Source organism: Streptomyces sp. NPDC001634 (assembly GCF_040298185.1).
Lineage (GTDB): Bacteria > Actinomycetota > Actinomycetes > Streptomycetales > Streptomycetaceae > Streptomyces.
The window spans coordinates 34,680-56,614 of record NZ_JBEOZU010000067.1; the positions used below are offsets into that span (position 1 = coordinate 34,680).

The window sequence follows — 21,935 nt, forward strand, 5'->3', positions numbered from 1 at the left end:
ATGACTTCCCTTCGCAAGCTCGGCTCCTCCGACCTCGAGGTCTTCCCGCTCTCCCTCGGCGGCAACGTCTTCGGCTGGACCGCCGACGAGGCGCAGTCCTTCGCCGTGCTCGACGCCTACGTGGCGGCGGGCGGCAACTTCGTCGACACGGCCGACTCGTACTCGGCCTGGATTCCCGGCAACAAGGGCGGCGAGTCCGAGACCCTCATTGGCAAGTGGGCCAAGGCCCGCGGCAACCGCTCCGACGTGGTCATCGCGACCAAGGTCAGTCAGCACCCCGACTACAAGGGCCTGACCGCCGCGAACATCAAGGCCGCGGCCGACGCGTCCCTGCGCCGCCTGGACACCGACCACATCGACCTCTACTACACGCACTTCGATCAGCCGGAGGTGCCCGTCGAGGAGATCATCGGCGCGCTCGACGAGCTGGTGAAGGCGGGCAAGGTGCGCGCCATCGGCGCCTCCAACATCTCCGCCGAGCGCCTCCAGGAGTCCCTCGACTTCTCCGACCGCGAGGACCTGGCGCGGTACGTGGCGCTGCAGCCGCACTACAACCTGGTCTCGCGCGACACCTACGAGGGCGCGCTGCGGGACGTCGTCTCCCGTGCGGGCCTCGCGGCCGTTCCGTACTTCTCCCTCGCGGCCGGCTTCCTGACGGGCAAGTACCGGCCGGGTACGACGGTGGACTCGGCGCGGGCCGCCGGTGCGGGCAAGCATCTGGAGACGGAGCGCGGCCGGCGCGTCCTGGCAGCCCTCGACGAGGTCGCGCAGGCGCGGGACGCGGAGCTCGCCACGGTGGCCCTGGCCTGGCTGGCGGCCCAGCCGACGATCGCGGCCCCGATCGCCTCGGCCCGCACGGTGGAACAGCTGCCGGCACTGCTGGCGGTGGCGGATGTGACGCTGACGGAGGAGGAGCTGAAGCGCCTCACCGAGGCGTCCGCGTAGCGAGCCCTTTCAGCCTCCTGCTTCAACGCCTTACTTCAACCCCTTGCTTCAACCCCCTTACTTCAACCCGTTATGAGCGGTACGGGTTGTACCCGGGATACGGCACCGCCGTCGTACCGTGCGCCGACGCCCAGTACGGCGGCGGCGCACCGTACACCGGCGCGTATCCGTACCCCGGCCAGGCCGCCGGAGCCGTTGCCGGCGGAGCCACCGGCGTCATGGCCCTCGCGGCGTGCTCCAGCGCCGGCCGTGCCACCCCCCGCCGTGCCCACAGCGCGGAGAGCAACTCCTGTTCCCGTGCGACGAAGTCGGCTCCCGCCCGCCCCCGGCGCCCCCGGTGGCGCAGGAACGCCAGCGACGTCGCATACGCCTCGTACTCCGCGACCGAGCGCGCCGCCGCTCGGCCGGCGTGGTGCCCCGCGTACTCCCGGGCCAGCCGGCGCGCCCGCATGGAGCCGAGGACGAACGGCTCCACCGGCCCCAGCCAGCCGGCCACCGCGTACGCCGGCAACTCCTCCCGCACGGTCCGCAGCTCCCGCTGCCGCGTCCAGACGACCAGCCAGGTCAGCAGCCCGAACGCGGGCGCCATGAAGGACGCGTAGACCGCGAAGAACCCGTACTGGCCGAACGACGACGACCCGTTCCACATGGCGTGCATGCCCATCGCGAGCAGCAGCCCGCCCAGCGGCATCAGTACCCGGCGCACGTGCTGGCGCTCCGCCGACAGCGCGGCGATGCCGAAGCCGATACCGGTGAGCACGGTGAACAGCGGGTGCGCGAAGGGCGACATCACCACCCGTACGAAGAAGGTCGCAGCCGTCACGGACGCCAGCCCGCGTTCGCCGTTCAGCTGGTCCGTGCCGAAGGCCGTGCCCAGGTAGAGGATGTTCTCCGTGAAGGCGAAGCCGGTCGCGGTGACCCCGGCTATCACCACCCCGTCGACGATCCCGGTGAAGTCCCGTCTGCGGAAGAGGAAGACCAGCAGCACGGCCGCCGCCTTCGCGGACTCCTCGACGATGGGCGCTATGACGGTGGCGCCGAGCGTGTCGGCGCTGTTCGGGTCGGCGGTCGCGGTCGCGATCCATCTGGTGGCGAAACTGTTCGCGACGATGGCTATGAGCGCGGCCGCGCATGCTCCCCAGGCGAAGGCGAAGAGCAGGTTCCGCCAGGGCCCGGGCTCGACCCGGTCCAGCCAGCGGAACGCGGCGATGAGCAGCGGCACGGGCAGGACCGCGAGGCCCAGCCCGACCAGGAAGCCCTCGGTACCGGTCTGCTGTCGTACGAGGGCGAGGATGACGAGGCCGGACAGGGCGAGAAGTGTGATCAGCGCCCCGTAGCGCACCCAGCGCCTCTGCCACCAGTGCGCGTGCCCGAGCATGCGTCCTCCGGCATTGCCGTCGGGGTGCGTCGGATACGAGGAAAAGGTGGCCACGGCATCGACCCTAACGAGACGGGGGCGCCGCCCGCGACAGTGCCGGGCGGGGCTCGCGGAGGCGCTCAGTCGTCGGCGGAGGGCTGGTTCCGGTGCGGTACGCGCCGGAACAGCAGGTCGTTCACGACATGACCCTTGTCCAGTCCCTGGCCCTCGAAACGGGTCAGCGGGCGGAAGCCGGGGCGGGGCGCGTAACCGCCGTCCGGCTGTGTGTTCTCGAAATCCGGGTGCGCGGTCAGCACTTCGAGCATCTGCTCGGCGTACGGCTCCCAGTCCGTCGCGCAGTGCACCAGCGCGCCCGGCTTGAGGCGGGTGGCGGCGAGCGTGAGGAACTCGGGCTGGATGAGCCGCCGCTTGTGGTGGCGCTTCTTGGGCCAGGGGTCGGGGAAGTAGACGCGCAGACCGTCGAGGGAGTCGGGCCCGAGCATCTCGCGGAGCAGGATGATCGCGTCGCCGTTGCCGACACGGACGTTGGTCAGTCCGTTCCGGTCGGCGATGCTCAGCAGATTGCCCTGGCCGGGAGTGTGCACATCGACGGCGAGGATGTTGGTGTCCGGGTCGGCGGTGGCCATCTGCGCGGTGGCCTCGCCCATGCCGAACCCGATCTCCAGCACGACGGGGTGCGTGTTCCCGAACAACTCGGCGGGCTCGAGGGTCCGCTGTCCGTCGATGTCCAGCCCCCACTTGGGCCACAGCCGCTGCAGCGCGTCCGCCTGCCCGGCCGTCACACGGCTCCGCCGCGGCTGAAAACTCCGGATCCGCCGCTCGAAGTGCGACCCGGCGGGATCGGCCTTGGGCCCGTCGGGGAACCGGGGCACACCCTTGGCCCGGGTGTGGCGAATGGACATACCGGGGGCACCGCCGGACGGACCGCCCGGGGCGGCCCGGTGGTCGTCGGGAGCGAAGTCGAGGGAGTCAGACACAGTGGGACCAATTTTACGGGGAGGCCGACCTGAACCAGCCCAGCCGAATCCAGCCCGTCGTGGGGGCCCCTGCTCGAGCGAAGCCGAGAGCTTGGGGGAGCTTGAGGACGAGGCCGGTAAGGCCGAGGCGGGGGTCCGGGGGCGCAGCCCCCAGGCAGGGTCCGGGGACGCAGTCCCCGGCTCAGCCCCGGCCCAGCGCAGCCAGCGCCCGACGCGCCACCTCCCGCCCGATCGGCAGCGAAGCGGTGGCCGCGGGCGACGGCGCGTTCAGCACATGCACCACCCGCGCTGCCTCCCGGATCAGAAAGTCGTCCACGAGTGTCCCGTCCCGCAGCACGGCCTGCGCCCGCACCCCCGCCGCCGCCGGGACCAGATCGTCCGGTCCGACCACGGGCAACAGCCTGCGCACCGCCTCCGTGAACGCCCCCTTCGACACCGACCGCCGCAGCTCCCCCGCCCCGTACCGCCAGTGCCGCCGCGCTATCCGCCACGACCCCGGCCACGCGACCGTCGCGCCCAGCTCCCGCGGTCGTACGACCCCCCAGCCGTACCCCTCGCGGGCCAGCGCCGGCACCGCGTTCGGCCCGATGTGCACCTCTCCGTCGGTACCCCGGGTCAGATGCACCCCGAGGAACGGGAACGCCGGATCCGGCACCGGATACACCAGCCCCCGCACCAGCTCGGGTCGCGCCAGTGCGTAGTACTCACCCCGGAACGGCACGATCCGCATCCCCGGGTCGTCCCCGGTCAGCCGGGCCACCTCGTCACAGTGCAGCCCGGCGCAGTTGACCAGCACACGCGCGCGCAGGACCGTCCCGTCCGCCGTTTGCACGGCGACCCCCAGCGACGGGCGCCGGTCGATCCGTACGACCTCCGCCCCGTACCGGATCTCCGCCCCGGAGGCCTCCCCGAGCTGCCGGGCGACCGCCACGAAGTCACAGATCCCCGTGGTCCCGACGTGTATGGCCGCGAGTCCCCGCACCTCCGGCTCGTACTCCGTGATCTGGGCCGGGCCCAGCTCCCGCACCGGAATGCCGTTCTCCCGGCCGCGCTGGACGAGTGCGTGCAGACGTGGCAGCTCCTCGCGCTCCGTGGCGACGATCAGCTTGCCGGTGACGGCGTGGGCGATGCCGTACTCCGCGCAGAACTTGACCATCTCGGCGGCGCCCCGCACCGCGTACTGCGCCTTCAGTGAACCGGGGCGGTAGTAGATCCCGCTGTGGATGACCCCGCTGTTGCGCCCCGTCTGGTGGCGGGCCGGGCCCGCCTCCTTCTCCAGGACCGTCACCCGCGTGCCCGGAGCGGCACGCGTGATCGCATACGCCGTCGACAGACCGACGATTCCGCCACCGATCACCAGCACGTCGCAGTCGTAAGCGATCTCCCGCACCTGATCCACCTCCCGGTTTCGATAGTGCACTGCGCCACTGACAATGCCCTCAAACCCGGGAGGCGCGTCACCGGCGAAGCGCCTACGCCGGAGCCATCAGCAGAGGCCGTGCCCGCTCCCGCAGCTCCACCACGCGCGGTTCGTCGCCGTACGGCTCCAGCCGGTGCAGAAGATCCCTCACGTACTCCGTGGTGCGTGCCGACGATATGCGCCCGGCGACCTCCACCGCCCGCACGCCCTGCTCGCACGCCGCGTCCAGGTTGCCCGACTCCAGCTCGGCGACCGCCGACACGACCAGGCGCAGCCCGTGGGAACGCACGAACTCCTCCGTGGGCCGGGACAGGGCCTGCTCGGTGAAGCGGCGGACCTGGCGGGGGGCCTTGAGGTCGCGGTAGCACTCGGCGGCGTCGGCCGCGAAGCGGTCGTACGAGTAGAAGCCGAGCCAGGACGGGTCGTTGTCGCCTTCGCGGGCCCGCTCCAGCCAGCCCTCGGCGGCCTTCAGGGCCGCGCCGGCCGCCTGGGCGTCACCCGCGCGCGCGTGCGCGCGCGCCTCGACGAGACGGAAGAAGCTCATGGTGCGGGCCGTGGCCAGACCGCGGTTGCGCTCCAGGGCGGCCTGGGCGAGGTCGACGCCCTCGTCGCCGAAACCGCGGTAGGTCGCCTGGAGCGACATGGAGGCCAGGACATAGCCCCCGAGCGGCACGTCGGCGGCCGCGCGCGCGAGGCGCAGCGCCTGGATGTAGTAGCGCTGGGCGGCCTCCTGCTGGCCGGTGTCGAAGGCCATCCAGCCGGCGAGGCGCGTCAGTTCGGCGCTCGCACCGAACAGCGCCCGGCCCACTTCGTCCGAGTACGAGCCGAGCAGCAGCGGTGCCGCCTCCACTCGTAAGCACTCGGGCACCATCGAGGAACGCCAGTCGCCGCCCCCGTACTTGGAATCCCAGCGCCTGGCGTCCTCCGCGGCCTCGCGCAGCTTCTGCACATCGCTGTGGCCGACCTTCAGCGGTGCTCCGGACCCCTCGCCGGGGCCCGGATCGCGCGCCACCGAACTGTCGGCCGGGGTTATCAGCCAGCGGGAAGCAGGGGTCGCGTAAGCGCTCACTGCGAACGATCCGGCCAGCGACTGCCAGATGCCGCCGCTGCCGGCCCGGCGCCCGGCGAGGTCGAGGCGGTACAGCTCCGTCGCCGACTTCACCGCCTGTCCTACGTCCCGGGGGAAGGCGAGGCCCACTTCCGGTGCGGGATCCGCGTCCGCCAGACCGATCTCGTGGAGCGGTACGGGGCGGCCGAGCTTCTGGCCGATGGCCGCGGCGATGAGGTGCGGCGCGGCGCCCTGAGGCACCATGCCCTTCGACACCCAGCGCGCCACCGAGGTCTTGTCGTAGCGAAGAGTCAACCCGCGTTGAGCGCCAAGATCGTTGACGCGTCGCGCGAGTCCTGCGTTGCTGATTCCCGCGAGGGCGAGAACGGCGCCGAGTTTTTCGTTCGGCCCGCGTTGCTCCCTGGACATGCGCCACCCCTCGACACAGACGGCTGCCGCGGCGGTGGCATAACCGCGCGGCATTCGTAAACCCAGCGTAGTTCGCCGCATCCCATGCGTTAAGGGGCGTAAATCCGGTTGGCGGGATTGTGGTCCGCACCTCTGTACGGAGTGTTGCCGCGTGCTCCCGGTGTGTGGCCGTGCGCCCGTCCGTGCGCTCTTCTCCGGCCACCGGGGGAGCGATTCCATGGGCCGTGCGTGGGTCGGCCCGCTGTACTGGATCCAGTGGGCTGGGGGACACCGCCGCCTCCATCCCCGCGGGCGGCGGACCGGTCCGGGAGGCGAACTCCGCCTCCCGGACTGTGCGTTGCGCAGGGCCTGTACGGAGCGTGCCCAACCCTGCCTGTCCCCGGCCGATTTGGCCGAAAATCGACGGTGGATTTCGGAGGCGATCAAGGCTCCGACCACGACTCTTGAGGGCGCGAAGGGGGTTTTCGGGGAGCGTTTCGGGGGCGCATTTACTTCGCTGTCGGCCTCCCTGCTGCCTGCTTGCTGCCTTTCTGCCGTCTCCTCGCTTCTCCCCTGCTTCCTCTGTGTTTCCCTCCGGCCTACGTGCGCGCGGCGGGAGTTCACCGGCTCACGGACGTCTCCACAAGGGCGCGTTCCGGGGCGCACAAGCCGTGGCGGGGGCCCTCCAGGGTGCATTCTTCGTGGCAGCATGGGAGCCGTTCGTACGGTGCACTGGTTGTCCACAGCCTGTGGAGGCGTCGATGCGGTGGTTGGTGGGATGGAGCAGCACCGCCGCTGGAGCCGCCCAGCCAGGAACGGGCGGGGCCACCGGATACGACGGAGCGACCGTGCACCCCGTGGGCTCCCAACTCCTGTGGGGCGACCCCGATCCGCTGTGGGCGGTCGGCGACTGGCGCCCCGACGAGGTGCGCGTGGTGAAGGCCGATCCGCAGACCCGGATCGCGGTCCTGGGCACGTGCGGAGCCTCCGACGAGGAACTGCGCGTCGGCCTGTTCGCCGCCCGGGGAGGGGCACTTCGCCATCTGACCGCCTGGCCCGGCAGTTACACCGCCGTCGTCCAGGTGGGGCGCAGGATCACGGTGTGCGGCGATCTCGCGGGCGCGCGGCCGGTGTTCTACACCCCCTGGGCGGGCGGCACGGCCTATGCGACCGCCGCGCTCCCGCTCGCCGACCTCATCGAGGCCAACCTGGACTTCGGACACCTCGCGGCGCTCCTCGCCGCCCCCGACGTACCGGCCGCAGTGCACGACTCCACCCCGTACGACGGCGTACGGCGCATTCCGCCGGGGCACGCGCTCATCCTGCGTGCGGGGGCGCGCGAGATCGCCGGGTACGAGCCGGTCGCCTCCCTCGCGGTCGCGGCGCCCCCGGCGGACCCGGCCGCCGCGGTGGACGGAGTGCGCGACGCCCTGATCGACGCCGTACGCGCGCGTCTGGCCGCGCCCCGGCACGTCCCGGGCACCGACATCGACCCGGGGCCCGTCCCCGGGATGGGACCGGCGGAGCGGCGCGCCGCGCGCGGGATGCCCGTCCCCGGGATCGGCGCCGACCTCTCCGGAGGGCCGGCCTCGGGCACGCTGGCCCTGCTCGCGGCAGGGCTCCCTGGGATGCCCGGAACGGTCCTCGGGCACGGCACCGGAGCCGGTGAACGCCTGCTGGCCGTCACCTTCAACGACCTGGCCGTCCAGGGGCGGGAGGCCGAGCTGGAGCGGGCCGGCACGCTGGCGGCCAATCCCCGTCTGCACCACGTTGTGGTGACCGGCGGCGAAGAAGTGCTCCCCTATGCCGACCTGGACGGTCCGCTGACGGACGAGCCGGGCCCCTCCCTGGTGACGGCCGCCAGACACCGCGCGCGGCTGGCCTCGGGCAGCGCCGACCACTTCACGGGCTACGGCGCGCGCCAGGTCCTCGACGCGCACCCGGCCCGCCTCGCGGACCTGCTGATGGACCGCAAGAGACGCCATCTCGTGCGCCCGGTGGCCGCGTTGGCGAAGGCGGACGGCTCGGTGATGGTCCCCGCGCGCGTGTACGGCGCGGCGCGGAAGCTGGCGCGCACGCCGTACCGGGCCGGGGTCGACTCACTCGCCGACCGGCTGATGCAGCGGCGGTTCGATGAGCCCGGAGGTGCCGTCGGAGCGTCGCTCGCCGCGCTCACCTGGGCAAGACCGGGGCCCGCGGCGCGCTGGCTGACCGGTGAGGCCCTCGCTGAAGTATCGGTTCGCCTCCAAGGAGCCGCAGGCCGGCCGGGGGTCGGTCCGTGGCAGCGCCCGGGCGACTTCCGCGCGCGTACGGCGCTCGCTCGCCATGCCGCGGATCTCCGTGTCCTGGAGCAGGCCGCCGAGATCCGCTCCCAGCGGCTGCACGCACCGTTCCTGGACAACCAGGTCGTCCGTGCGTGCCGGGAGCTTCCCGAGGCGCTGCGGGTGCAGCCGGGAGCGCGGGCGGAGATCCTGCGGACGGTCCTGGAGGGCGCGGGCGTCGGCGGCCTGCCGCCCGGCTGGGGCGCTCCCTCGCATGCCTCCTCGGCGGTCGCGGCCCGCACGGGCCTGCGGGTGGCCGCGGACTCCCTGGTCGCCCTGTTCGACACACCTCTGCTGGCGCAGGCGGGTCTGGTGGAGGCCCGCGTGGTCCGCAAGGCGGTGCGGGCCGTGGCGGCCGGCGCCCCGCTCCCCCTGGACGGTCTGGCGGACCTGGTCTCCCTGGAACTGTGGCTGCGCCGCCTGCTGGCCCGCCGGGGCACGTGCTGGACGGGCACCCCCGCGCGGGCGCGCGCGGTACCGGCGGGGATCGTGGCCCGGGGGCGGGCGCTGGGGGCGGGGGCGTAGGGCTCCGCTGGGCGCAGGTGCGCTGCTTGGGCGGTGCTCACCCCGGCAGCGTTGGCGCCGCAGCGGCACCTCGCAAGGCCGGGCTGCCGGACCTCCTCCCCCCGGGCAACCGCGCCACCGGGCACCGGGCACGGGACGGCGCCGTACGGCTTGCCGCATAAATCCGTGCCCTGTGCAGCCGCCTCCGGCCAGAATGGCCAAGTGCGGTACAAGATTCTGGGCGTCGCCCAAGCAGAGGACGACCGAGGAACACCCGTACCCGTCGTCGGCCCCCGCCTCCGTACGCTCCTCACCGCGCTCGCCCTGCGCCCCGGCCGCACCGCCACCCCGCAGACCCTGATCGACGAGGTCTGGGCCGACGACCCGCCACTCGACGCCCCGGCCGCCCTCCAGGCACTCGTCGGCCGCCTCCGCCGGGCCGTCGGCCGCGACGCGATAGCCTCCGGGCCCGGCGGCTACCGACTCGTCGCCGCCCGCGAGGCCGTGGACCTCTTCGTCTTCGAGGACCTCGTCCAGCGCGGCACCTCGTCCCTCACGCACGGCGACGCGCACACCGCCGCCCGCGATCTGCGCGAGGCCCTCGCCCTGTGGCACGGCCCCGCCCTCGCCGACCTCCCCGACCGCGGCGCCGCCGCCCGCCCCGAGGCCCTTCGCCTGGCGGCGACCCGCGCCCGCATCGAGGCCGACCTGCGCCTGGGCCGCGCCCCCGATGTCGTACCTGAGCTGACGGAGCTGACCGCGGTCCATCCGTACGACGAGCCCCTCCACGCCCTCCTCGTCCGCGCCCTGCGCGACACGGGCCGCGGTGCCGACGCCCTCGCCGCGTACGAGGCCGTACGCCGTGCGCTGGCGGACGGACTGGGCGCCGATCCCGGCCCGGAACTGCAGGCGCTGCACGCCGAGCTGTTGTCCCCGCAGCCACCCGCGCCCGCGGCCACGCCTGTTTCGACGCCCGCGCCCGCGTCCACAGCGTCCCGCACCCCCGCTCCCACGGCCTCCCGCGCCGAGCGCACCGGAAATCTGCGGCCCCGTCTGAACTCGTTCGTCGGGCGGGAACTCGAACTCGACGCCATCCGTTCGGACTTGCACAGGGCCCGCCTGGTCACCCTCACCGGACCGGGCGGCTCAGGGAAGACCCGCCTCGCCGAGGAAGCCGCCGCCGGGCTGCCGCAGGCGTGGCTGGCCGAGCTGGCCCCGCTCGACCGGCCGGAGGCGGTGCCGGCCGCGGTGGTCAGTGCGCTCGGCCTGCGCGAGACCGTGCTGATCACCAACGAGATGGTCACGCCGCAGGACGACCCGGTCGCCCTGCTGATCGAGTACTGCGCCCCGCGCAGCGAACTCCTGATCCTTGACAACTGTGAACATGTGATCGACGCCGCGGCCGGGCTCGCGGAGACCCTCCTGACGCACTGCCCCGGGCTCACGATTCTCGCCACCAGCCGTGAACCCCTGGGTGTGCCCGGCGAGTCGGTCCGCCCGGTCGAGCCCCTGCCGCCCGATCCCGCGAACCGCCTCTTCATGGAGCGCGCGGCGGCCGTGCGCCCCGACGCCCACGCCGTCCACGATCCGGCGGCCGTCGACGAGATCTGCCGCCGCCTCGACGGCCTGCCCCTGGCCATCGAACTGGCCGCCGCCCGCCTGCGGCTGCTGACCCCCCGCCAGATCGCGGACCGCCTCGACAACCGTTTCCGGCTCCTCACCTCCGGGAGCCGTACGGTGCTGCCCCGCCAGCAGACCCTGCGCGCGGTCGTCGACTGGTCCTGGGACCTGCTCGACGAGCGTGAGCGCACGGTACTGCGCGAGGTCTCCGTCTTCGCCGGCGGCTGGGACCTCGCCGCGGCCGAGGCCGTGTGCACCGGGCCCGCCGCCGATCTCATCGGGGCGCTCGTCGACAAATCCCTGATCGTCGCGACCCCGTACGAGGGGGACGGCGGCGGCATGCGCTACCGCATGCTGGAGACGATCCACGAGTACGCCACCGAGCGCGCCGCCGAGGTCCCCGAGCTGCGTGCCGCGGCGGAGCGCCGCCACCGCGCGTGGGTGCGGGCGGTCGTCGAGGAGGCCGATCCGAAGCTGCGCTCCGCCGAGCAACTTCCGTGGATCCGGCGTCTGGAGACGGAGCTCGACAACATCCGGACCGGGCTGTACCGCGCGATCGCCGCAGGTGCCGAGGAGGAGGCCGGTGCCATCGCCCTCGCGACGGGCTGGTTCTGGTGGCTGCGCAACTTCCGGCGCGAGGGCACGGAATGGGTGGATCGCCTTCTGTGCCTGGGAGCAGCCCGGGACGCCCGCGGCACGCACCACCGGGCTGACGGCCAGGCGGACGGCCGAGCGACGCCCCCGCCGTCGGCAGCCATGGACGTCCTCGAAGAGCTCGCCACGTTCGATCACATGGCTGTGTTCCTCGCGCACGCCGACGCCGAGGAGCACCACCCCCTCCACCGGCAGCGGATGAAGCTGCGGATGCTGCGCATGTTTCTGGTGTCGGAATCGCGGCCGGCGGACTCGATGCAGGACGAACGGTCGCAGCGGTACGTCGCCCGGGTGCGTGCGGCCTTCGAGGATTCCGGCCCGGACGGGGCCCGGCTGCCCGGCATCGTCTGGCCGCTCACCGTGTCCCACCTCGGCGAGTCGGACGACATGCGGCACGCGGTGGACAAGGCCGTCGCCAACTGCCGCGAACACGGCGGTGACTGGGAGGTCGGCGTCACCCTCATGCTCCGTACGCACATGCTCGTCGACTCTGCCGGCGGACTGCAGGACGTGGACGACGACCTCGCCGAGCTGCGCACGATCAGCCGCCGTGTCGGCGACCGCTGGATGCGCGCCCAGGTGTGCGGCGCGGCCGGCGAGGCGGCGATGGCGCGGGGTGCCTTCGAGGAGGCGAAGGGCGAGTACGAGGAGGCGCTACGGCTCGCCCAGGAGGTCGGGGCGTATGCGGAGATGCCGTTCCTGTTGGCACGGCTCGCCGAGATCGCCCACCGCGCGGGGAAGCGGACGGACGCCCAGACCGCGCTGGACGAGGCGAGAGACGCCGCCGACCTGTACGGCGTGCAGGACGCCCGCGCGTACATCAGCCTGCTGCGCGCGCAGCAGGCGCTGGACGAGGGGGAGACGGTCCGGGCGCGCGCATGGTGGGAGCAGAGCCGGGCGGAGACGTTCCGGGGCACGCCGCCCCCGCAGTTCATCGCCGCGCTCAACGGCATCGACGCGCTCGTCACGATCGCCGAGTCCGGCCCCGAGGCGGGACTGCCGAAGCTCGCCGAGACCCTGCGTCAGGCGGTGGCGAGCGGATGCGCGGAGTCGGTGACGGCGGGGCTGGCGGACGTCGCGGCGAACAAAGCCCTGGCACCCCTGGGCGAGTACGCGCGCGCGGTGCGGCTGCTGGCTGCCGCGGACCGCTGGCGCGGGCGCTCCGTGCGCCCCGAACCGGAGTGCACACATACCGCGTGGACGGAGGCCGCCGCACTGGAGGCCCTGGGCCGTGCCCGTTTCGACGCCGAGCGCGCTCGGGGCTGGGCCTTCACCCCGGACGACGTCCTGGGGGAGCTGGCGCAGGCGTTCGCCGATCACCCCGCGGAGTGAGCCCGGGTCCGGCCGAGTGAGCCCGTCCCATGACCTACTGGCAGGTGAACCGCGCCTCCGCCCAGTCCGCGAGCGCCACCTTGTCGTGCGGGGCGTCGGGTTCGACGACCATCCGCACCGTCCTGCGCCCGGTGAGCGCGACATGGACCGGCACCGGCTGGTCGCCGCTCGTGATCAGCGGTGACTGCCACACCCGCACCCCGTCGGCAAACACCGAGAACCGCACCTGGCGGGCGCGTCCCTTCGTCAGATCGTCGACTCCGACCAGTGCGTCGTACGCCGAGCACTGACGGTTGAGGTCGATCGTCACGGACGACGAGCCGTGGACGCTCACACCGTGCGTGTACCACAGGCCGGCGATCGACACCCCCCACCGCTGCCACACCCAGCCGCTCTCACGGATCCGCATCTCGGGCTCGGTGCCGTCGCCGGTGACGTCGTACCCCAGCTCGTTCCACTGGTAGACCACAAGGGCGGGCTCGGTGGGACTCGGTTTCGGTGTCGGCGTGGGAGTGGGGGTGGGGGTGGATGCCGGCGGGGGCTTCGGCGTCGGGGTGGGGGCAGGCGTCGGTGAAGCCTTCTCACCCGTCGGGGCCGGCGTCGGGGTGGGACTCGGCGCGGGTGTGGCCGTGGGCGTGGGGGGCATGGCCGGTGCGGGGCTCGCTGCCGGCGCCGGGGACTGGTCCACCACCGGCTGCTGCGCGGCCGGTTGCCCCTTCTGGTCCCGCGGTGAGGGGGCCGATGTGGGCACCTGTGACTCCGCCGCCTGGGTGGCGGGCAGCCTGGCCTCGGGCTTCCCGGGCGCTCCGTGGTGGGTGCCCAGTGCGAGCACGACCGCCGTGGTCGTCACCGCGACGACACCCGCCGCGATTCCGGCCTTCATCGCCGCGCCGAGCCCTTCCGAGGCCGCCGCGCCACTGCTCGCGCCGGCACTGCTCGCGCCGGCGCCGCCCGCGGTGGCACCGCCTGCGCCTGCACCGCCTGCGCCTGCACCGCCCGCGCCGCCCGTCATGGCCGCGCCCGCCGCACCCGCTCCCGCGCCCCCGGCGATGATCCCGAGCGCCTTGGCGTAGCCGGCGGCGCCGAACCAGCCGATGACCGCGACGGGTACGACGGCGGGGATGCCGTGCGCCAGTTCCTCGATCTGCCCGGCGGCCAGCCGGCACTTGGCGCACTCCTCCAGATGTTTGCGCAGTCCCCGCTCGGCCCGGGTGCGCAGTCTGCGGCGGGCGTACGTGCCGAGCTGGTCGGCGTAGCGCGCGCACTCCTCGTCGGAGGCGAGCGCGGCGCTCACATGCGCCTGGAGGTAGGCCTGCTTGAGGCCTTCGCGGGCCCGGCTGGCGAGAACGCGTGTGCCGTTGGCGTCCAGCCCGAAGAGCGTGGCGACCTCGCTCGGGGACTCGTCCTCGACCTCGGTGTGCCACAGCACCGCCTGCCAGCGTTCGGGCAGCGAGCGGAAGGCCTGCCTGGCCAGGGACTGTTCGGCCTCGTGCAGCGCACGCACATCCGCGCCCAGGTCCACACCGGTTCCGAAGGAGCCCAGGGACGCGGCGTCGTCGGACGCCTCGGACGGGCGCGCGGCCTGTGCGGCGAACACCGCGAAGTCATCGACCAGTTGCTCCCGCTTCGCGGACTTCGTCCAGGTCGCGGCGACACGGCGGACCGTCGTGAGCAGATACGCGCGGACGGCGTGCTCGGGCCCGGAACCGGCGCGCACGGCCTGGAGCATGCGGGCGAAGACCTCGGCGGTGAGGTCGTCCGCGGTGTGTGCATCGCGGCAACAGGTGCGGGCGTAGCGGCGCAGAGCTCCGGCATGGCGCCGGTACAGCTCCTCGTACGCCGTGTCGTCGCCGCCGCGCATCCGCTCGATCAGCTCGGAGTCCGAGGGCGGCAGCGCACTGCCGTCGCGCTGCGACGGCACGCTCTGTCCGGGCACCCTGCCGGGGCCGGGCCCACCCGTGGCACGCCGCGGCGGCCCGCCTTGGCTCGGCACCTGCGGCGTCTTCTGCGCGCCGCCACCACCAAGTGACTCGTCCCGTCCGTCAACGCTCATCCCGGAAGCCCCCGCCTGCCCAACCAGTACCGAAAACAGCCCCGAACACCGGTCAGAGTGCCATATAGGACTTTGGTCGGGAGAACGCCCTACCGACCCCGGCCCGATTCACGGGCGGACGCGCAGGGCCGACACCGGCGGTCCCGGCCGGGCACGGCCAATCGGACCACCCTGTGCGGGAGATCACCGAAACGGGCGATGCGAGGTCCTCGAGACGGCCGACATGCGAACGTGAGCCCTGGTCAACGCCCGGTCCCATACGCGGGCGGCGCAGCGCCCGCGCTCAGGAGACCCGTCGCCCGGGAAGAAGGACCCGGGTACCCGAAGCCCGCCCGCCTCACGCCGGACGGGACCGCAGGCCCTCCAGGAGGATGTCGAGCAGCCGGGCCGAGGCCGCCGCCTGCTGGGCGGCATCGGGCAGCGAGGGTGCCGCCGTCGCGATGACCAGCAGCACGTCCGACACGGTCACGTCCGCCCGCAGCTCACCCGCCGCGCGCGCCCGGTCGACGAGCTGTCCGACGACCTCCAGCAGCGTCGCCGCACCCGCGTCGTCCGGGTCCGGCGTGGACCGCTGCTCGACGAGCCGCAACTCGGTGGCCGACCGGTCCCGCTGCTGCGGCACCCGCGCCTCGTCCACCAGCACCGCGTCGGATCCCTCGGCGCCTTCCTCGACGACGCCCACCTTCAGTACCTGCGGCGGCAGCAGCCGCCCCGCGCCCGACGCCACCGACGTCCGCAGGAAGCGCGAGAGCGCTGACCACGGTTCGTCCTCCTGGCCGAGCGCCGCCCTGGCCTGCTCGGTCAGCCGGGAGGTCTCCTCCTCGGCTATCCGCCGCACCAGGACGTCCTTGCTCGGGAAGCGCCGGTACACCGTGCCGACGCCGACCCGTGCGCGCCGCGCCACGTCTTCCATCGGCGCGCCGTACCCCAGCTCGCCGAAGACCTCGCGCGCCGCGCGCAGTACGTGTTCCAGGTTGCGCTGTGCGTCCACACGCAGCGGCGCCGTCCGCGAACTGTCCCCGCGTCCGTTGCCCGCCGCCGCGCTCAACGCGCCGGCCGGTGCGACGGCCGACGCGGATGACCAATGAGAGTCCTGAATGTGCATGAGTGTTCCCCCGGTAATGACGTCTCCCCCCGGAGACTCTCCCCGCCATTGGAAGCCGGAGCGTACGGAACAAGCGTCGTACGTAACCGGGCCCGCCCGTCGCGGACCCACCGAGCGCATCCCCCTACACCCCGTCGACACACGAACATAGTTGAGCGGGAGTCAATTCAGAAGGGGCAGGTTCCGCACGGAGCGCCCCCCGATCGGAGCAGGGGCCCGTTACATCCCGATTGCGCCCCCTGATGCCACCCCGCTCACACCTGCTGACCTGCAGTCCTGCCCCGCACGCCGGTAATTCGGCCAACCCTTCTCGATACCTTCGTTCGGTCACACAATTTGCCGGGGCTGTGGACAAACTCAAGCGTCGGGTGCGTCATGGGATGGTGACGGCTGCGATCCATCGGGCGACGAACCCCGAACCCCCGAAGTGTGTGCGCGTCCTCATCGTCGGTGGCGGGTACGTCGGTCTGTACACCGCCCTGCGCCTGCAACGGAAGCTGAAGGCGGAGATCGGGCGGGGCGAGGTCGAGATCGTGGTGGTATCACCCGATCCTTATATGACGTACCAGCCGTTCCTGCCCGAGGCGGCCGCCGGCGCCATCTCGCCGCGCCATGTGGTCGTTCCACTGCGCCGGGTCCTCGAGGGCTGCCATGTGGTCATCGGCGAGGCCACGGCCATCGACCATGCCAAGCGCACCGCCACCATCGCCACGCTCGCCACCGAGGAGACCGGGCAGACCGAACAGATCTCGTACGACGAACTCGTCCTCGCCCCCGGCTCCATCTCGCGCACCCTCCCGATCCCCGGTCTCGCCGATCACGGCATCGGCTTCAAGACCGTCGAGGAGGCCATCGGACTGCGCAACCACGTCATCGAGCAGATGGACATCGCCTCCTCCACCCGTGACCCCGCGATCCGCGATGCGGCCCTCACCTTCGTCTTCGTAGGGGGTGGATTCGCGGGCGTGGAGGCGCTCGGCGAACTGGAGGACATGGCGCGCTACGCCGCGCGCTACTACCACAACGTGAAACCCGAGGACATGAAGTGGATCCTCGTCGAGGCCTCCGACCGCATCCTTCCCGAGGTCGGCGAGGAGATGGGCCGCTACACGGTCACCGAGCTGCGCCGCCGCAACATCGACGTACGTCTCGAAACCCGCCTTGAGTCGTGCGCCGACCGGGTCGCCGTCCTGTCCGACGGCGCGCGCTTCCCGACGCGTACGGTCGTGTGGACCGCCGGTGTGAAGCCGCATCCGATCCTCGAGGCCACCGACCTGCCGCTGAACGGGCGAGGCCGCCTCAAGTGCACCCCCGAACTGACCGTGGAGGGCGTCACGCACGCGTGGGCCGCGGGAGACGCGGCCGCCGTCCCCGATGTCACCGCCGAGGAGCCCGGCAAGGAGACCGCCCCCAACGCCCAGCACGCGCTGCGCCAGGCCAGGGTCCTCGCCGACAACATCGTCCGCTCGCTGCGCGATGAGGCCCTGGAGACGTACGCGCACAAATACGTCGGTTCGGTCGCCTCCCTGGGGCTGCACAAGGGTGTCGCGCATGTCTACGGGCGCAAGCTGAAGGGCTACCCTGCCTGGTTCATGCACCGCACGTACCACCTCAGCAGGGTGCCCACGTTCAACCGCAAGGCCCGGGTGCTGGCCGAATGGACCCTGGCGGGGCTCTTCAAGAGGGAGATCGTCTCTCTTGGTTCACTCGAACATCCCCGCGCGGAGTTCGAACTGGCGGCCGGTGGAAAGGCTTCAGAAGACCCGAAGGGGTCGTCCTGACCGGACCCAGGAACTCCGCCGGAAGGACAGGCGTCTGACGGATGTTGGTCCGGTCGGCCAGACTGGTCCATGACCCTGGGCGGGCCGACCCCCGCCCTGACGAATCCACCAGGCTTTCCCCACTGTGCCGTATCCCCCGGGGGCAGGCCCCCGGACTTCCGACCGGATCCGGAGCCGGCCGGAGAAGACAACGACGAGGCAAGGAACTCGGTGAACTTCACGCGCTGGAGCGCCCGGCTCCCCGGAACGCAGCGCCGCGCGGCAGCGCGGACCGAGCACGCGGTCTCCCCGGACCGGCGGGGGGACGGCTCCGTACCCGCGGCCCGCGCCGAGCGGCTCACCGACGACCCGCTGGGCGTGCCCGCCGTCGACGAGCTGCCGGTGCGGGACGTCCTCGACCGCATCCCGGCCCTCGTCGCCCTGGTGCACGGCCCCGACCACCGCGTCGCGTACGTCAACGAGGCCTATGTGGCGGCCTTCGGCGACCGACCGGTCGGCGAACCTGCCCGCGAGGTACTGCCCGAGCTGGACGAACTGGGGCTCCTCCAACTCCTGGACCAGGTGCTGCGCAGCTCCAAGCCGCGCACGATCAAGTCCCGCAAGGCGCCGAGCGGCCGTTCGTACACGATCACGTGCACCCCGGTGGACGTGTCGGACGACAAGGCCAGGGGTGTACTGATCTTCGCCGCCGACGTCACCGACCATGCCGAGGCCGCCGAACGGCTGCGGGCCAGCGAGCGGGAGCAGCGCGAGACCGCGGTGACCCTCCAGCGTTCCCTGCTGCCCCAGGAGCTGGAACAGCCCGACGACCTCCGCATCGCCGCCACCTACCAGCCCGGCGGCACGGAGGCCGCGGTCGGCGGCGACTGGTACGACGTGATCACGCTCGGCGGCGGCCGCACGGCGCTGGTGATCGGCGACGTGATGGGCAGGGGCGTGCGCGCGGCGGCGGTGATGGGCCAGCTGCGCACGGCGGTCCGCGCCTATGCCCGCCTCGACCTGCCGCCGCACGAGGTGCTCCAGCTCCTCGACGGCCTCGCCGCGGAGATCGACGCCAACCAGATCGCGACGTGCGTGTACGCCGTCCACGACCCGAACGAGGGCCGGCTGGTGTACGCGTCCGCGGGCCATCTCCCGATCCTGGTCCGCGACGAGAGCGGAGTGGTCCTCCGTGCCGACGAACCGACCGGCCCGCCGCTCGGCACCGGCGGCTGGATGCATGCGTCGGGCTCGGTACCGCTGGGGCCCGGCTCCACGGCCGTCCTCTACACGGACGGGCTGGTCGAGCGCCGGGACGCCGACCTGGACGAGGGCATCGAGGCCCTGGAGCGCGCGCTCGCGGGCGCCACGGGCACACCACAGGTGATCTGCGACCGCCTCGTCCGCTCGGCGGGCGTCACGGCGGACCATGACGACGACGTGGCGGTCCTGGTCCTCCAGCATCCGGCGCGTATGGGCCCGGACGGCGACCTCTTCCGTAACGCCGCCCTGGAGCTGCTCGGCGGAGTGGAGGCGGCTCCACGCGCGCGTGCGTTCGCCTCCGGCGTACTGACCAGTTGGCGGTTCCCTACGGATCTGCACGACCTGGGGGTTCTGGCGACGAGTGAACTGGTCGCGAACTCGCTGCAGCACGGCACCCCGCCGATGAGGCTGCGACTCCGGCGCACGGACCGCCGTCTGATCATCGAGGTGACGGACGGCGACGACCACCTCCCCCGCCGCCGCCGCGCGGAACCGGCGGACGAGGCGGGGAGGGGCATCGCGATCGTGGCGACCATCGCCTCCAGCTGGGGCTCGCGCCGGACACCGGGGGGCGGGAAGGCGGTGTGGTGCGAGTTCGCGTTGCCGAGGGGTGGGGGCTGATTGTCCTCAGCCCGTTCGGGAACCCTCAGGCGCGCGCCGACGCGGGTTCCGCCGACGCGCCCCCCTGCGCCACCACCCGGCTCCTCCCCAGCGACGGCTGGTTCTGCGCCGGAGTGAGCCGACGCCCCAGCCCGAGCGCCAGGAACGTGATGCCCAGCGAGCACATCAGGAACGTCACGATGTACGGCGCGGGCAGCGATGCGCCCAAGGGACCGCCCACCACCGGCCCCACCGCGAGGGCGAGCTGCTTCACCAGGGCGAAAGCGGAGTTGTACTGGCCCGCCATCCCCGACGGCGCAAGGTCCGCCACCAGGGGCGCGACCGTCGGCGACAGCATCGCCTCACCGAGACCGAAGAGCGCGTACGTCGAGACGAACGCGGCCGTCGCCATGTCCCGGCTGCCGTGCCCCAGCCCCGCATACCCCGCCATGACCCAGGCGAGGGCCCAGATGAGCCCCACGGCAGCGATCACCCGCGACCGCTTCCGCCGCTCCACGAACCTCAGCACCGCGAACTGCGCGACCACGATCATCCCGGTGTTCGCCGCCAGCGCCGTACCCAGCGCGGAGGTGGAGATCCCGGCCGCCTCGACGCCGTACGCGCTCAGGCCCGACTCGAACTGCCCGTAGCAGGCGAAGAACAGCACGAAGCCCAGCACACACAGCTGCACCATGGCCCGGTTGCCGAGCAGCTGCCTCCAGCCGGCCCGCCGGCCCTGCGGCGCCGCGGCGTCAATCTTCGGCGCGTGCGGCACCCGAACGGTAGACATGATCACGACGAGCACCAGAAATATCGCGGCCTCGATCGAGAACAGCAGCGTGAAGGACGCAGCACGCGAGGCGTCGACGAGATGGCCACCGATCAGCCCGCCGACGCCGAGGCCCAGGTTCTGCAGGAAGAACTGCATGGCGAACGCGCGCGACCGGGTCTCCGCCGTCGAGCAGTCCGCGATCATCGTGGCCAGCGCGGGCTGCATCACGGCCTGCCCTGCGCCCAGCAGGGCCGCCGACAGCAGTACGGTCATCGCGCTTGCCGCAAGCCCCAGGCTCAGCGAACCCATCGCGGCGACCACCAGGGCGGCGAGCAGCACCGGAAGCGGGCCACGCCGGACGATGGCCCGTCCGGCGAACGGAAGCACGACGAGTGCGGCCACGGCGAAGACGGCGAGTACGAGACCTGCCGTCGTAGCACCGAGATCCCGTACCTGCGCCACATAGACGTACAGATACGGGACGGTGAAGCCGAGGCCGAACGCGCTGAGTGCGTTGCCCACATGGATCCGGCGCATCGCTGCGCCCCTTGCCCTGGTCACGTTCACCTGCCTTAGGAAGAGGGCCCGCAGAGGACTGACCAAGCAGGTCTTACCTCCGAAACAGTTAGCCCTGAATACTTCGAAGCTAAAGTTAGACACTAAACAGTACATCTTGAAGGACTTTGACGCCAAGCGAGGCGTGCCATACTGCGGCCATGGGCGACACCCCCGGCGCCGGCGAGCCGACCCTCGACGAACAGATCGCCGCCTACCAGCGCGAGTTCCAGGACCTGGACCCCCAGGTCGAGAAGATCGTCTCGGCGCTGTCCCGCCTCAACCGCAGGATGAACGTCGCCTACGGCCGCCAGACCGCCGCACTCGGCATCAGCAACGCGGAGTGGGAGGTCCTCAAGGCCCTCGTCCTCTCCGGTGCCCCCTATCGAATGAACCCGGGAGACCTGGCCAAGCGGCTCGGCCTGACGCCCGCTGCGATGACCCATCGCATCGACCGCATGGTGAGCGAGGGTCTGGTCACCCGGGAGCGCGACGAGGCCAACCGGGTCCGCGTGATCGTCGAACTGACCGCCGAGGGCCGCGAGAAGTGGCTGGAGGCGATGCGCCTGGCCTCCGGCTTCGAGGAGGACCTCCTCCAGGACCTCTCCCCCGAGGACCGCACCGTTCTGGGTGAGGTACTGACACGTCTGCTGCGCCGTGTGGAGCACGCACAGCCGGACGCCGGCGGCCGCCTCAACGACCTGGACTGACGCCGTCGGAGGTTTGGCGGCCCGTCGTCCAGGGGAGGCTTGACAGCCCACCCCCTGATCCGTAAAGTCCTCCGGGTTGCCACGGGGCCGTAACGGTTCTTCGGCAGCAGCTCCCGCCGCGATAGCGGCAACCAAACCACTCAGCACGATCACCCAACAGGGTTGAATTCGGCGTGCCCGAATTCAATTTGATTTGGGTACGGCGACTCCGATCCACTCGATTGGGAATCGCCGGAGAGATCCGCTAAGGTTTGAGGCGTCGGAACGGCCCAACGGCCGCGATGACAAACCCGGTTGACGGGGAGTCGGAGCCCGAAGGGAACTGAGGGATCTGATAGAGTCAACACCGCCGGAAGGCCGAAAGGCCGGAAAGCACCGAGGAAATCGGATCGGGAAAAGATCTGATAGAGTCGGAAACACCGAAGGGAAGCGCCCGGAGGAAAGCCGCGAGAGTGAGTCTCTCGGGTGAGTACAAAGGAAGCGTCCGTTCCTTGAGAACTCAACAGCGTG

At 72.1% G+C, this 21,935-nt stretch carries 13 protein-coding genes; 6 read left to right on the top strand and 7 right to left on the bottom strand.

Annotated elements, in window-relative coordinates; all coding sequences use genetic code 11:
* Positions 1 to 945, top strand: a complete 945-nt coding sequence (locus ABT186_RS34045; RefSeq protein ID WP_351229196.1) for an aldo/keto reductase — start codon at positions 1 to 3, stop codon at positions 943 to 945.
* A 70-nt stretch (positions 946 to 1,015) separates the two neighbouring features.
* On the opposite strand, the gene ABT186_RS34050 is transcribed toward ABT186_RS34045, so the two are convergent.
* The 4 genes from ABT186_RS34050 to ABT186_RS34065 form a co-directional block, all read right to left on the bottom strand.
* Positions 1,016 to 2,377, bottom strand: coding sequence for a PrsW family intramembrane metalloprotease (locus tag ABT186_RS34050; RefSeq protein ID WP_502973402.1), 1,362 nt, complete (start codon positions 2,375 to 2,377; stop codon positions 1,016 to 1,018).
* A 65-nt stretch (positions 2,378 to 2,442) separates the two neighbouring features.
* Positions 2,443 to 3,300 carry a tRNA (guanosine(46)-N7)-methyltransferase TrmB gene (gene trmB / locus ABT186_RS34055; protein WP_502973404.1) on the bottom strand — a complete coding sequence of 286 codons (858 nt, stop codon included), beginning with the start codon at positions 3,298 to 3,300 and terminating at the stop codon, positions 2,443 to 2,445.
* A gap of 181 nt (positions 3,301 to 3,481) precedes the next feature.
* Complete coding sequence (lhgD, locus tag ABT186_RS34060; RefSeq protein WP_351229220.1) at positions 3,482 to 4,699, bottom strand: L-2-hydroxyglutarate dehydrogenase; 1,218 nt, start codon at positions 4,697 to 4,699, stop codon at positions 3,482 to 3,484.
* A gap of 73 nt (positions 4,700 to 4,772) precedes the next feature.
* Positions 4,773 to 6,197, bottom strand: coding sequence for an NsdA family TPR-like regulatory protein (locus ABT186_RS34065; protein ID WP_351229192.1), 1,425 nt, complete (start codon positions 6,195 to 6,197; stop codon positions 4,773 to 4,775).
* Positions 6,198 to 6,937: 740 nt separating this feature from the next.
* On the opposite strand from ABT186_RS34065, the gene ABT186_RS34070 reads away from it, so the two are divergent.
* Together ABT186_RS34070 and ABT186_RS34075 are read left to right on the top strand one after the other, a co-directional pair.
* A complete protein-coding gene (locus ABT186_RS34070; protein WP_351229190.1) occupies positions 6,938 to 9,022 on the top strand; it encodes an asparagine synthase-related protein in 2,085 nt (694 codons plus the stop codon).
* Between the two features lie 201 nt (positions 9,023 to 9,223).
* Positions 9,224 to 12,607, top strand: coding sequence for an ATP-binding protein (locus ABT186_RS34075; RefSeq protein WP_351928371.1), 3,384 nt, complete (start codon positions 9,224 to 9,226; stop codon positions 12,605 to 12,607).
* A gap of 34 nt (positions 12,608 to 12,641) precedes the next feature.
* On the opposite strand, the gene ABT186_RS34080 is transcribed toward ABT186_RS34075, so the two are convergent.
* Positions 12,642 to 14,660, bottom strand: a complete 2,019-nt coding sequence (locus tag ABT186_RS34080) for a sigma-70 family RNA polymerase sigma factor (protein ID WP_351928373.1) — start codon at positions 14,658 to 14,660, stop codon at positions 12,642 to 12,644.
* 337 nt (positions 14,661 to 14,997) lie between these two features.
* Positions 14,998 to 15,765 carry a TetR/AcrR family transcriptional regulator gene (locus ABT186_RS34085; protein WP_351229184.1) on the bottom strand — a complete coding sequence of 256 codons (768 nt, stop codon included), beginning with the start codon at positions 15,763 to 15,765 and terminating at the stop codon, positions 14,998 to 15,000.
* Between the two features lie 380 nt (positions 15,766 to 16,145).
* Between ABT186_RS34085 and ABT186_RS34090 the strand changes: the two genes are divergently transcribed.
* Positions 16,146 to 17,546, top strand: coding sequence for an NAD(P)/FAD-dependent oxidoreductase (locus ABT186_RS34090; RefSeq protein WP_351229182.1), 1,401 nt, complete (start codon positions 16,146 to 16,148; stop codon positions 17,544 to 17,546).
* Positions 17,547 to 17,756: 210 nt separating this feature from the next.
* Entirely contained in the window at positions 17,757 to 19,409 is a 1,653-nt protein-coding gene (locus ABT186_RS34095) for an ATP-binding SpoIIE family protein phosphatase (protein WP_351229180.1), read from the top strand.
* Between the two features lie 25 nt (positions 19,410 to 19,434).
* On the opposite strand, the gene ABT186_RS34100 is transcribed toward ABT186_RS34095, so the two are convergent.
* Positions 19,435 to 20,697, bottom strand: a complete 1,263-nt coding sequence (locus ABT186_RS34100; protein WP_351928375.1) for an MFS transporter — start codon at positions 20,695 to 20,697, stop codon at positions 19,435 to 19,437.
* Between the two features lie 179 nt (positions 20,698 to 20,876).
* Between ABT186_RS34100 and ABT186_RS34105 the strand changes: the two genes are divergently transcribed.
* Positions 20,877 to 21,425, top strand: coding sequence for a MarR family winged helix-turn-helix transcriptional regulator (locus tag ABT186_RS34105; protein ID WP_351229176.1), 549 nt, complete (start codon positions 20,877 to 20,879; stop codon positions 21,423 to 21,425).
* Positions 21,426 to 21,935: the final 510 nt, after the last annotated feature.